The 12,801-nt window shown below is 41.7% G+C and carries 11 protein-coding genes; 3 read left to right on the forward strand and 8 right to left on the reverse strand.

Annotated features, from left to right (window positions below):
• Positions 1-66 precede the first annotated feature (66 nt).
• The gene (locus tag ACW6PM_RS05855) at positions 67-1,212 is read right to left on the reverse strand and encodes a glycerate kinase family protein (RefSeq protein ID WP_456056532.1); all 1,146 of its coding nucleotides are present in this window, start codon (positions 1,210-1,212) and stop codon (positions 67-69) included.
• 246 nt (positions 1,213-1,458) lie between these two features.
• Here ACW6PM_RS05855 and ACW6PM_RS05860 point away from each other — a divergent pair, with 246 nt between their 5' ends.
• The 3 genes from ACW6PM_RS05860 (at position 1,459) to ACW6PM_RS05870 (ending at position 4,269) form a co-directional block, all read left to right on the forward strand.
• Positions 1,459-2,160 carry an AzlC family ABC transporter permease gene (locus ACW6PM_RS05860; RefSeq protein WP_456056533.1) on the forward strand — a complete coding sequence of 234 codons (702 nt, stop codon included), beginning with the start codon at positions 1,459-1,461 and terminating at the stop codon, positions 2,158-2,160.
• 44 nt (positions 2,161-2,204) lie between these two features.
• Positions 2,205-2,513 carry an AzlD domain-containing protein gene (locus ACW6PM_RS05865; RefSeq protein WP_117685362.1) on the forward strand — a complete coding sequence of 103 codons (309 nt, stop codon included), beginning with the start codon at positions 2,205-2,207 and terminating at the stop codon, positions 2,511-2,513.
• A gap of 109 nt (positions 2,514-2,622) precedes the next feature.
• Complete coding sequence (locus tag ACW6PM_RS05870) at positions 2,623-4,269, forward strand: SulP family inorganic anion transporter (RefSeq protein WP_456056534.1); 1,647 nt, start codon at positions 2,623-2,625, stop codon at positions 4,267-4,269.
• 81 nt (positions 4,270-4,350) lie between these two features.
• Here the strand turns inward: ACW6PM_RS05870 and ACW6PM_RS05875 are convergent, their stop codons facing one another.
• From ACW6PM_RS05875 to ACW6PM_RS05905, 7 genes are all read right to left on the reverse strand, one after another.
• Positions 4,351-5,781: a GGDEF domain-containing protein gene (locus ACW6PM_RS05875; protein WP_456056535.1), complete on the reverse strand. Its 1,431-nt coding sequence runs from the start codon at positions 5,779-5,781 to the stop codon at positions 4,351-4,353.
• Positions 5,782-6,132: 351 nt separating this feature from the next.
• Positions 6,133-6,534, reverse strand: coding sequence for a bacteriohemerythrin (locus ACW6PM_RS05880; RefSeq protein ID WP_012741422.1), 402 nt, complete (start codon positions 6,532-6,534; stop codon positions 6,133-6,135).
• A gap of 217 nt (positions 6,535-6,751) precedes the next feature.
• Positions 6,752-7,432 (reverse strand): FadR/GntR family transcriptional regulator, encoded by a 681-nt coding sequence (locus ACW6PM_RS05885; RefSeq protein WP_308668062.1) that lies wholly within the window; start codon positions 7,430-7,432, stop codon positions 6,752-6,754.
• A 114-nt stretch (positions 7,433-7,546) separates the two neighbouring features.
• Positions 7,547-9,220 (reverse strand): EAL domain-containing protein, encoded by a 1,674-nt coding sequence (locus ACW6PM_RS05890; protein WP_456056536.1) that lies wholly within the window; start codon positions 9,218-9,220, stop codon positions 7,547-7,549.
• A 24-nt stretch (positions 9,221-9,244) separates the two neighbouring features.
• Positions 9,245-10,957, reverse strand: a complete 1,713-nt coding sequence (locus ACW6PM_RS05895) for a methyl-accepting chemotaxis protein (RefSeq protein ID WP_456056537.1) — start codon at positions 10,955-10,957, stop codon at positions 9,245-9,247.
• A 529-nt stretch (positions 10,958-11,486) separates the two neighbouring features.
• Positions 11,487-12,263 carry a sulfite exporter TauE/SafE family protein gene (locus ACW6PM_RS05900; protein WP_456056538.1) on the reverse strand — a complete coding sequence of 259 codons (777 nt, stop codon included), beginning with the start codon at positions 12,261-12,263 and terminating at the stop codon, positions 11,487-11,489.
• Positions 12,260-12,700, reverse strand: coding sequence for a MarR family winged helix-turn-helix transcriptional regulator (locus ACW6PM_RS05905; protein ID WP_456056539.1), 441 nt, complete (start codon positions 12,698-12,700; stop codon positions 12,260-12,262). The genes ACW6PM_RS05900 and ACW6PM_RS05905 overlap by 4 nt, the downstream gene beginning before the upstream one ends.
• Positions 12,701-12,801 lie beyond the last annotated feature (101 nt).

Raw genomic sequence — 12,801 nt, forward strand, 5'->3', positions numbered from 1 at the left:
GCATGATTTGTTACTGCCACATATTATAAATAGTATAAACAGTAACGATAGTTTTACTAACATATATTATTCCATAAGCGAGCTGATGTCAATAAGCCTGAAAACTTGTTCTGCAGTGTTTTTCATATTTTTTTGAGCATTTTTGATATCCATAGCCTCGTTAAGCGTTGTTGCCCCTCTTATAATAGGAAAAAACGCATCAATACCTTCTTTATTGCATGCCTTTGCATCATCAGTAACGCTTCCCGCAAGTGCAATAACTTTGCATCCATTTTTTTTGCCTGCTTTTGCTACTCCGACAGGCACTTTTCCCATGGCACTCTGACCATCAAGTCTTCCCTCTCCGGTCACTACGATATCGGCATTTTTCAATTCCTTGTCAAGCTGTATGGCGTTTAGCACTATATCTATTCCGGACTTAAGCTCCACATTCTCGAGTCCAAATAGAAACGCAAATCCAAGACCTCCGGCAGCGCCTGCACCCGGTATATCGCTATAATGTTTTCCTGCGAATTTCTCAACACAGTCTGCATATTGTCTCATCATTTTATCCATCTGTGCTTTTTCATGTTCCTGTACACCCTTTTGCTTTCCAAAAATGTATACACACCCTAGCTCACCACACAACGGATTCGTAACATCACAGGCTATTTTAAAATGGCATTGCTTTAATTCTTCCGACACTTTATCAGCCTTGATTTTTCTTACTCTTGCAAGCGAACCAAATACCGGTGGAAGAATATTGTCATCCTCATCATAGAACTCATAGCCGAGCGCCGACAGCATTCCTATGCCGCCCTCAGTGGTTGCGCTTCCACCTATTCCGATTATAAAATTCCGGCAGCCTTTACGAGTTGCATCAAGAATCATTTCTCCAACCCCGGTGGATGAAGCTTTCCATGGATCAAGAGCACCATCAACAAGCGTTATTCCTGATGCTTCTGCCATTTCCATAACAGCAGTATTATCTTCAAGTATTCCATATACCGCGCGCACCTTTTGTCCCATGGGACCTGTTACATCAACATGTTCATATGTGCCATTCATGCCCTCTACCAGAGCGGTTACAGTTCCCTCGCCGCCATCTGCAAGTGGTCTGACCACCACATCTGCTTTCGGTATTGCCGCCAATATACCTTCTTTACATGCCATCCCGGCCTGCATGCTGGTCATGCTTCCTTTAAATGAATCAATCGCTACTACAACTTTCATTTTTCCATTCCTCTAATTTTTATGACATGCGGTTCACTAAGGTATACATCGAATTACATGTATTGATGATACCATTTGACCATCTACTTATTATTTTATCATAATTTTAAGGTTAGGTCACACTATAATGTGAACAATAACACAGCACCATAACAGGTGTAGTTTCCAAAAACAATTTGAAAGTGCATTTTCATGAAATTTGTGCTAGAATAACATGTTGTTGTAATATACTAAGGAGAATTTAGAATGGAAAACTATAAAAGAGGACTGACAGCAGGAATCCCTATTGCGCTCGGATATCTGTCAGTTTCATTTACTTTTGGAATTATGGCGGTGTCATATGGATTATCCTGGTGGCAGGCTGTGCTCATTTCGATGACCACTGTCACATCTGCCGGACAGTTTGCAGGCATCGGAATTATGATGCATCCGGGACAGTATTTCCAGATGCTTATTTCGCAGATTACTATTAATATAAGATATTCCTTTATGTCGATTTCGGTTGGTCAGAAGGCGGATTCCAGATTTAGCGGAATTTCAAGATGGATACTCGGATTTATGATGACCGATGAGATTTTTGCCGTGGCAAGCCAGGAGGATTCTGTGAGCAGAAGCTTTTTTGCTGGGCTGTCAACTCTTCCATACATCGGCTGGGCTGTCGGTACGCTGATAGGTGCTATACTGGGAAGTATATTGCCGGATAGGCTTATGAGTGCGCTCAGTCTTGCTATTTATGGAATGTTCGTGGCCATCGTGGTTCCTGAGATGAAGAAATCACGGGCGATCGTATTTGTTGTGGTGCTTGCACTTGTGCTTAGCTGCATGTTTTACTACATACCGGTTTTGTCAAGGATTTCAAGCGGTATCACTATCACAGTTGTAGCTATTGCAGCTGCTGTTGTAGGTTCGCTGCTTTTTCCGGTTGCAGATGATACTGATAAGGAATGATTTATTAAATATTTGATAATAAGCATATAAGGAGATTTTACATAATGAAAAACAGTGTATTTTTTATATATTTACTCATACTCGCGGGCTCCACATATCTGATCCGCGTCATTCCTTTTATCGCAATAAAAGAAAAGATCAACAACAGCTTCGTGCGATCTTTTCTATACTATATTCCATATGCAGTGTTAACTGCCATGACTATTCCGGCAGTGTTTTATGCAACTAACTGGTGGGTTGGTGCCGCAGCAGGGCTTATCGCGGCTGTGATATTTGCATTAAAGGGCAAGGGGCTTACAACCGTGGCCGTGGCTTCCTGTGTGGCAGTATTTGTGGTAGAGCTGTTTCACTAATTATTTATTTTCCACTTGAAAAGCCATAACTAAAGTGATAAAATTTTGAACTGCGCGTTTATATTTTTTTAATAAATATTTTATAATTACCGAAAGGATAAATCAGATAATGAACGAATTAAGACCAAAGCTCTTTGATGTGATGAAGGGCTACTCAAAGGCGCAGCTGATAAAGGATATCATAGCCGGAATCATTGTAGCCATCATCGCACTGCCGCTATCTATAGCACTGGCGATTGCCTCAGGTGTCGGACCTGAGCAGGGACTATACACAGCTATAATAGCAGGATTTTTCATCTCATTTTTCGGCGGAAGCCGTGTGCAGATTGGCGGACCGACCGCTGCATTTGTAGTCATCATATACGGAATAGTTGCCGAATACGGCACTGACGGACTGATTGTGGCAACAATACTTGCCGGAATAATACTTGTTATCATGGGTATATGTCGTTTCGGCTCTCTGATTAAATACATTCCATACACAATCACTACAGGATTCACATGTGGTATCGCTGTGACACTTTTTGTCGGACAGCTAAAGGATTTCTTCGGACTTCAGATGAAATCCGTACCATCCGAATTTTTGGACAAAATAATCGCCTATGGAAAACACATAGGCACTATCAATGTAACCGCAACAGTTATCGGATTGGTGGCTGTTGCAATCATGCTCATCTGGCCTAAGGTGACCGACAAAATCCCGGGATCACTCGTTGCAATAATCGTCACAACGGCAATTGTGTATTTTGCAAAGCTTGATGTAAATACCATAGGAAGTGTATATGGTCAGCTCAACTCGTCATTTCCAAAATTCCATGTACCGGCTATATCTATGAAGCTCGTACAGCAGATGCTCTCACCGGCATTTACCATAGCCGTGCTTGCAGCAATTGAGTCTCTGCTTTCGGCTGTTGTTTCCGATGGAATGATTGGAGATACACATAAATCAAATGCAGAGCTTATAGGCCAGGGACTTGGAAATATCTTCTCAGGACTGTTCGGTGGAATCCCTGCGACCGGTGCTATTGCAAGAACTGCTGCAAACGTGCGAAACGGTGGACGCACACCTATAGCAGGAATCACACACTGCGTGACGCTCACAATAATACTGCTCGTACTCATGCCTCTTGCTGCGCTCATCCCTATGACAACGCTTGCTGCTGTTCTGCTTGTTGTTGCTGCAAATATGGCTGACTGGGAATCATTTTTCCGCCTGTGCAAGAGTGCGCCAAAGAGCGATATCATCGTGCTCGTTGCTACATTTTTCCTGACAGTATTTTTTGACCTCGTGGTGGCTATCGAGATTGGCGTTGTACTTGCTGCACTGCTTTTCATGAAGCGTATGGCTGAAACTGCCGATATCAAAGCATGGAAATACACCGACTCGCCTGATATCACACCGGGAGAGGCTGAAAAACTGCGCGATATCCCACACTCTATTAGTGTTTTTGAGATATGCGGACCTATGTTTTTTGCGGCAGCAGACCAGATACTTAATATCAACAGTCATCATCACACAAAGGCTGTTGTCATCCGTATGAGAAGTGTTCCTGCGATTGATGCCAGCGCCATGAAATCGCTCCATGAGCTTTTTAACCGTGCCAAGCGCAAGAATATCACACTCATTTTTTCACATGTCAATGAACAGCCTATGCATGTCATGGAAAAGGATGGTTTTATCGAGCTTGTCGGTAAAGAGAATTTCCATGAGAATATCGTGGATGCACTTGATTATGCGGAAAAGCTGGTCAGGTAAGCATAACTAACAGAATACTTATATCTATAAATGAAAAGATTCCATCAATACCATATTCGGAATGATGGAATCTTTTTTAATTTATTTTCTCCTGTCTATGCCGCTGTCACTGTAATAGCGTGATTTGCTTGCATACATTCTCCTGTCAGCTTCCTTCGCAATATCGTATACATGCTCCCAGTCCTCCTCCAGACTGCTTACACAGCCGTATGAGATGGTCATGGAATCGACTAGTTTTCCTCTCCATCCTGCTACGCTGCTGTCGAACTCATTTTTCATTGCATCAAGCTCATCCGGCTTTTGTGTGATTATCACAGCAAACTCATCTCCGCCTATTCTGTACACCCTGCCAAACTCACCAAAGCTTGACATCATGCATGCTACGGCTGCGCAAATCATCTCATCACCCGCAGCATGTCCATATGTATCGTTTACATGCTTTAAACTGTTTAAATCAAGTGATATATATATCCACTCTTTTTTCAAATCAAGCTTATTGATATCTGTCTCATAAGCATGTCTGTTCAAGCATCCTGTAAGCTCATCGGTATTTGATGTATACAGCAGCTTTTCTTTCTCATATTTTTCCTTCATAATCTTTGAAAACATATACGCCATGCAGCATGATGCGAGTATCAGATATATGCCCACCAAAAGCATCGCCACTACGCTGTTTGTCATATAAAAGGATCTTTCAATGGTGACGGCCACTATATATTTGTCATCTCTTCTGATTACGCATCTGCAGCCGGTACCGTTTACGCTCACCTGCCTTACCGTAGGCTTATCACTTTCCTTAATATCTGTCGGAATACCTAAATTATTAAAGGTTTTTCCTATTTTGTCACAAGCTGTGGCTCCTTTAATAAGCCCGGTATCTGCATCTGCCACGTATATTTCCATGCCATTGTATACAGGCATATCAGAAACCACTGTGGAAATCTCATTCTGCTTCAATTCATCCAAGAGCCTCTGTGGCTTCAAGCCCACCTGTACCATCATTGTACCTGCCTCATTCCAGGTGATGGCATACATCATCGCCTTGCCCTCTGAGGTATTCGGTGTGACATCCTGACACATCGTAAGACTCTTATCGGTGAGCATCGGTTTAAAATATGACATCTGCGTCCCCGAATCAAAGCTATAGCCAAAGTATTTTGGCACACTGCCACTGGTTATACGACCGGTTTCATCAAACAGATGTATCTCATCTACCGACATCAGCTTTGCTATCTTTTGCAGTTCCTCCACATCATTTTCTACCTGCGGCTTTGCATCTACGATATATGACACTGCCTTTGCCCTGACTATATAATCGTCCTTTAACGATTCTATAAGCTCCTCCTCACTCTGGTCATTTTTATCGAGCACAGTGACAACACGATCCAGAAGCACCTTTGATACCCTATATGCATTTGCGTCATTTACATATTTCAAAATTCCCGCCTCGAGGAGCAGTGCTACTACGATTACTGCAACTGAGACCATTGCAAATCTTCGCTTATTCTTCATATCCAAATTATACCAAACTTATGCTGTTTACGCTATATTTTTCTATAAAATTCGGACCGCAGGTCACCGCCTGCCGGGGGCAACGCACACACTCCCCGTAAGCTACGCTGCGCTGCTAAGATTCTGTACGAAATTATGCTTACAGTCTTTCTATGCTTGACGAAACCGTCGAAACGCGCCTTCCGTGGCGCGATTCTCCTCGCCCTGAGTCCATGCAGGAGCGTTTCTGTGCTTCATGGCATAATTTCTACAGTATCTAAGCCGCTTCGCTATTCGCTTACGGGGAGTGTGTGCGTTGCCCCCGGCAGGCGGTGACCTGCGGTCCTTACTCTTTGCTAAAACTCAGGTACTTTATTGCGGTTTTGGTATCTGGCAGTCCACGTACAGGATATGGTTTATCAGCCAGTCTGTGAGATATTTGAGGATTCCCATTATCTGCTCATCCTGATCTATCTCCTCATCACTGTGATGCTCAATGAACTCATCCAGCTTTTGTACAAATTCCATATGCTGAACCTTCTGTGTAAACATCTTCTTGTAATGGATTGATTCCATGTACTGCTCCTCGTCAGCAAAGTGCTTTACTGTGTAGTCGCGCAGCTTCTCCAATATGATATCCATCTTATCATATTTATCCGGTGTAAACTCGTCATGCAGCAGTTCATATGCTTCATCTGCATATTTAAATAACTGCTTGTGCTCTTCATCAATCATATCTATTCCGATATAATATTCTGGTTTCATTTCATACATAATTTCATCCTTCTTTCTTTTATAATAATATGTTAACTTTATGTTGTAGTAACTATTGTAGGCCTTTTTATCATTACCAATGTTTTGACATTACATCCCAAATGCCTTATGATGTATAACGTAAACAGGTTGCTGGGCGACTATTTCAAGCGCCAGAACCATAAAATATAGTACTGCCGGTCACATCGCAGTGTGGCCGGTGATAACCGGACAGTCATTAATTTGTGGATTTTATATGCTTTTGGTTGTAGATCAGATGCAGATACATCGCATCGTGGGCACGGACGGCATCGTGGGCTGCAATTGCATCTGCAATTTCACGATGAGTTTCGATGATTTCATCCCGTAGGGTGAATTCTTTAGACTCACTGATCAGAGGAATTGAACTGTTGATGATAGGAACCAGCTTTGGAACAACTATATTTTTGCTGCTTAAGGCAATAGCAGTATGAAATGCTATATCCTTTTCTGTGTGATTTTTATCTGCAAGAAGAAATTTTTCGGCATTTTCACATGCAGTAAGGATATTTTTTATATCTGTCTCATCTGCACGGATAGCGGCCATGGCAGCTATGGATGGTTCGATTAGAAATCTGATTTCCATCAGATCTTTAATCATCTTTTGTTTATCTTCAACAAAGGTCAGACCGAAAGGATCATCAATTATCCCGGGAGTGGAGGAAACATATGAACCGGAGCCCTGGCGTATGGTGATTACATTACGTGATGAGAGTGCTCGCATAGCTTCACGCAGAGAGCTTCTTCCAACATTCAGCCGTTCACACATTACGGTTTCGTTCGGAAGCTTATCACCCGGCTGCAGGTTTTCATCCAGTATGTATTTGATAATTCTCTCTGTAATCCTTTGGGAAAGAGTTTTTTCTTTGGAATTTTGCATGTGATTTGCCTCCTGTTGCCCAATGCCTTGATGTTTAACTTTTCTGTTCGTTTAAATATTCTTTCAAATATTTCATTGGCATTCTTTTTGTCTGTAACTCCCGGAAAATATTCCTTATATCACATAGTTGTTTAAAAACACGCCTTTTTCGCATGGTCTGCCATACAGATATCCCTGCATATAGTCTACATGGATTTCTTTCATTGCGCAAGCCCACTCTTCCTTCTCAATTCCCTCAATGCAGATTTTTATATTTACACTGTGAACCATCTCTATAATCTTTCTGAACAGCTCATGGTCCTTTTCACTGCGCATTGCCATTGCCGTAAAATCCTTATCTATCTTTACATAGTCCGGGTTCATCTCACTGATATAGCGAAGATTTGAATAGCCTGTTCCAAAATCATCTATTATAAACTGGATATTATTCTCATCAAGCTTTTTCCTGAAGCTGCAAAAACATGGCGTCATATCCATAAATCCACTCTCTGTCATTTCGATACAGATTGATTCAGGTCTCAGATTGTTTGCCTGGATAGCAGTAAGGATTTTATTTGCCATACTTCCACGCATAATCTGTATATATGATACATTGATATTTACCCTGAAATCCGCAATATACTGCTGCATTTCACGGCACATTTTTGCTGCTTCGTTCAATACAAACTCTCCAACCGGAATGATGAGCCTGCTCTCCTCCAGTAAAGGAATAAACTCAACCGGGGAAATCATTTCATCGCCCTCATCCGAATGCATGAAAAACCGTAAAAGTGCCTCTGCACCGATTATTCGATCAGCACTATCTAAGATAGGCTGGTAATATACCTCAAAGCCTTCAAAATCATTTACAGTTGCGCTACGAAGCGCACTCAGGATGGTATTTTTGCGCAATGACGCTTTATAATCCTCTTCCTCGAAGAAATAAAGGCTTCCTCCGCCTCTTTTTTTTGCGCATTTTAAAGAAAAATCCGACTTTTTCCTGCACTCTATTGCTCCCTCTGCCAGTGTTGATATATCTGTCACTCCGGCAGAAACCGAAAAGATTGATTTATAGTTTTCATCAACTATAAACTCATCAATTTTTTCACCTATCCTTTTGAACAACTGCACCACCTCATCCTGCGATTTGCTCAACATATCCACAAGCATATACTTGTCTGTAACAAGATGATATATTTTCTGACCGCCTGAGAGACAATCTGCTATGCATTCAGCCACTCTTTTAAGTATGTAGTTGCCATATATCTGTCCATGAACATTATTGATTATCCCAAAATCGTCAATTCCAATCTGAATGAAATAGCCTGACAGCTTCTCTTTAGGCTGTGAATAGAGATATGACGCCATCTCCTTTTCACCTAACAGCCCACTGATATTGTCAGCTCTCTGCCTTGTTCCTGTCTCATTCATACAGCCGATAATATAGTGCGGTTTTCCCTCATCATCATTGATTACCTCCCCACGGCAGCTAATCCATACCGGTGAATCCTTCCTGCTAATCAAACGACATAGCACGTTGTACCTTTTTTCTTTTCCATCATATATTTTACGCTTGTGGTTTTCGAGCAGCTTACGGTCTTTCTCATAAACCAATGTACGAAGATGCTTTGTTGCATCATTTATAAATTTATCAGGAAGCATAAAACGATCTACCGCTGACTGTGATATCCTCAGTGTATCATTCTTCAAATCTATAATATACAGATAATCATCCATACAAGGTGCAATTAAATCAATCATACTTCCTGTTTTCAGCTCGTCAAGTATTTTATATGCATCAAAAGCCATTATTAAATTTCACCTTCTATTATATTACTCTTCAATGTCTGAGATTTTGAATTTCGCTATCATTTCACTCAGATTTTCAGACTCGCTGCTCATCTGCTGGCTGGCTGCCGCACACTCCTGTGATGTTGCTGAATTGGTCTGTACAACATCATTGATCTGCTCAATTCCTTCGTTAATCTGCTTGATCTCACTGGTCTGGGTCTCCAGTGTATCAGCTATATTAATCACCTCTTTTGTAATCACCTTAGAGTTCTCTGCTACTTCTTCAAGCTGTGAGGCTGTCTGCTCTGCAATATTCATGCCTTTTTCAACAGCTTGCACAGATGTCTCTATAAGCGCAGCTGATTCCTTTGCAGCCTGTGCACTTTGATCGGCAAGCATATTTACCTGATTTGCCACAACCGCAAAGCCTTTTCCTGCCTCCCCTGCTCTTGCTGCCTCAATAGAAGCATTTAATGCAAGCAGGTTTGTCTGTGATGCAATCTCATTAATGGTTGATATAATCTGGTCAATCTGTTTAGAAGCTTCGTTTATTTCATGCATAGATGCAACCATCTCCTGCATCTTTCCATTGCTTTCCCAAATTGCACCTCCAAGCTCATCCACTTTTCCACTGATTTCCTTTGCACTCTCTGAATTCTGCTCCACCTGCTCTGAAACTCCCGCAACTGTCGCTGTCAGTTCCTCTACAACTGCAGCCTGATTGGTTGCACCGTCTGCAAGGTCATTTGAGCTTGCAGCTACCTGCTCTGCCGCACTTGAAACCTCGCTTGATACATTCTGGATTCCCTTTATGGTGACTGCCATACTTTTTTCAAATTCCATAAATGAATGTAAAATACCTACAAAATCGCCTCTCCACTCTACTTCCGGCTGTGCATCAAAATGTCCGTCCGCAAAGAGCTTCATCGACCTGTCTATATCATCCACATATGAGCCGAGAATACGGATAGACTTTCTCATGCTGTGTGCCAATCTACCGATTTCATCCTCTGAACGGTAATCAAGTGTGCTGTGAAGATTTCCTTCTGTCAGCTCCTTTGCCACATCCTCGATTGCATGTAACGGCTCAAGGATTGTATCAAGTACGATCTTTCCTGTTTTCTTTGTCAACTGCCATGCACATGTCAGACAGATAATGATGACTATGAGTCCGACTGCAGCACATACATATGTCCTTACAACTGCCTGATGGCTTCTTGCGTCAGTCAGCGTGTCGATTTTCTTTGCAAGCTCAACAAGTTTATTTAACTTTGGTGTACACTCATTGATAATCTGATCAACAGCCCCATCCTTCTGTCCGGCTTTAATCTTATCCATGATTGAGTATCCGGTATTCGCCCAGTCAGAAAGAGCCTTTGAATATTCATTATACTTATTCTCCGGAACAACACCTGATTTTTTTATTGTTTTTAACTGCACATCAACATCCTCGAGCAAAGCTTTTGCACTCTGCTCATAGTCGTCATATGTTGATTTGTCAGGATTAAGTGCCATCTCTCTTATATCTCTTGCCGCTGCAGTTACATTTATTCTGCATATCTTAACCGCCTGATCAGAAGCATTTACCTTGTTTACATAGTCTAACATATTGAAAAACAACACACCAATGACCGCAATCGAAAGCAGTCCCGAAATAAGCATCATGGTAATAACCATTCTGTAACCATAGTTGATTCTTTCACCCAAATGCATGTTTTCCAATTTCTTTTTCATCGTACCTTTTTTTGAAGACATAGTTTTTTATTTCCTCCTATCTTATGATACCTTTTGACCTTTTAATCATATTATTATTTATACTCAAGTCTGAATTCATCAGACGAATTTAGTATAGTACTATTTTTCTAAGAGCTCAATACTATATTCTTAATAATCTTTATGTAAATCTTTCTATTAAATATGTGGTTTTGCACAAAATGGTAGGATTTTTTCGTATTTCCCTCAAAATACGTATGATGATTTTCATCTTGTTTTATGTAATGATGCAAGCCCCAGCTGCCCGACCGGCACACACAGCTTCCCCACGTGCGAATAGCGAAGCTGCTTAGATACTGTAGAAATTATGCCATGAAACACAGAAACGCTCCTGCATGGACGCAGGGGCGAGGAGAATCGCGCCACGGACGGCGCGTTTCGACGGTTTCGTCAGGCATAGAAACCCTTGAAGCATAATTTCGTACAGTATCTTAGCAGCGCAGCGTAGCACGTGGGGAAGCTGTGTGTGCCGGTCGGGCAGCCGGGGCTTGCAGTTATATATTCAAGAAAATTAGCTCAGAAGCGAAAATGCAAATACCACGATACCGAGTATCACAAGCACGATTCCTGTGGCACGGTTTAAGGTTTTTGCGGATGCCTTGTTTGCAAAGACCGCTGCAATTCTCGCCCAAAGAAGTGTAAATGCAATACATAAAAGCATAACAAACCAGTCCGGTTTTCCACCGATGGCAAAGTGCGAGGCTGCTCCTGTAAAGGCTGTAAATGCCATGATAAATACACTCGTTCCTACTGCAGTCTTAAGCTCATAGCCAAGCACTGATGTGAGGATCAAAAGCATCATCATGCCACCGCCTGCGCCTATGAAGCCACAGATAAATCCGATGATTACGCCACAGATGATTGACTGGACAGCTCTCTTTTTAGCTGAGACGCCCTGCATGGCTTCCTTTGTGGTCATGACAGGACGGAGTATGAACTTGATTCCGAGTAAAAATGTCATAAATACCGAAAAGTTGCCCATTGTTGCTGACGGCACGAGGCTTGATACATAGCTTCCGACAACTGTGAAGCACAAAACCGTGACCATCATTATGAGCCCGTTTTTTACATCAAGATTCTTGTTCTTTCCATATGTATAGGCTGACACTGCGCTGGCAAGTACATCTGACGACAGGGCTATTCCCACTGCCATATATGGATTCATTCCTAAAAAGGTGATGAGCATGGGACTTATTACTGCCGCTGCGCTCAGTCCCGCAAAGCCGGTTCCAAGACCTGCGCCCATACCGGCAAAAAATGTTACTACTATAGTTATTAATGTGTTCATTTGTGTGATTTCCTCCTGATTATTTCATCCAGATTATTCTCAATCTGTTCCATAATAATTGTCAGCTGCTTTTTCTGCTTTTCATCTATCCACGCAAACAGATTTGCGGTAAACTGCTGCTGTATGTTTCTGCCTCTTTCGATAACAGTCTTAGCTTTTTGGGTACAGACAAGCTCCGTCTTCCTACGGTCATTTTCCACAGGCTTTCTCTCCAGATAGCCCTCATTCACAAGCTTGTCAACATTTACAGACACAAGATTTGCCTTGATTTTTCTTATTTCGACTATATCCCTTGCCGTCTTATATTCCGGATTATTTGCCAGAAACATGAGTATATCAAATGCTGTCTGTGGGAGCTTTAGCTCATGGCACAGCGGTCTGCACTCATCACTGTAGGTTCGCGAAATTTTCTCTGTAAACTCAAAGTTAAATTTCATATGTGATATTCCTTCTTTCCTATTGATATTTTGATAGTATTTTGATACTATGTTTTACATTTTTGAATTATTCAATTTTGAACTAATTATATATCTCTGTG

It is taken from the genome of Agathobacter sp. (genome assembly GCF_977054825.1).

What these genes read in the sequence shown, in the direction of transcription:
- ACW6PM_RS05855 (WP_456056532.1), bottom strand. Translation starts at nt 1,212, where the DNA reads ATGAAAGTTGTAGTAGCGATTGATTCATTTAAAGGAAGCATGACCAGC.
- ACW6PM_RS05860 (WP_456056533.1), top strand. Translation starts at nt 1,459, where the DNA reads ATGGAAAACTATAAAAGAGGACTGACAGCAGGAATCCCTATTGCGCTC.
- ACW6PM_RS05865 (WP_117685362.1), top strand. Translation starts at nt 2,205, where the DNA reads ATGAAAAACAGTGTATTTTTTATATATTTACTCATACTCGCGGGCTCC.
- ACW6PM_RS05870 (WP_456056534.1), top strand. Translation starts at nt 2,623, where the DNA reads ATGAACGAATTAAGACCAAAGCTCTTTGATGTGATGAAGGGCTACTCA.
- ACW6PM_RS05875 (WP_456056535.1), bottom strand. Translation starts at nt 5,781, where the DNA reads ATGAAGAATAAGCGAAGATTTGCAATGGTCTCAGTTGCAGTAATCGTA.
- ACW6PM_RS05880 (WP_012741422.1), bottom strand. Translation starts at nt 6,534, where the DNA reads ATGTATGAAATGAAACCAGAATATTATATCGGAATAGATATGATTGAT.
- ACW6PM_RS05885 (WP_308668062.1), bottom strand. Translation starts at nt 7,432, where the DNA reads ATGCAAAATTCCAAAGAAAAAACTCTTTCCCAAAGGATTACAGAGAGA.
- ACW6PM_RS05890 (WP_456056536.1), bottom strand. Translation starts at nt 9,220, where the DNA reads ATGGCTTTTGATGCATATAAAATACTTGACGAGCTGAAAACAGGAAGT.
- ACW6PM_RS05895 (WP_456056537.1), bottom strand. Translation starts at nt 10,957, where the DNA reads ATGTCTTCAAAAAAAGGTACGATGAAAAAGAAATTGGAAAACATGCAT.
- ACW6PM_RS05900 (WP_456056538.1), bottom strand. Translation starts at nt 12,263, where the DNA reads ATGAACACATTAATAACTATAGTAGTAACATTTTTTGCCGGTATGGGC.
- ACW6PM_RS05905 (WP_456056539.1), bottom strand. Translation starts at nt 12,700, where the DNA reads ATGAAATTTAACTTTGAGTTTACAGAGAAAATTTCGCGAACCTACAGT.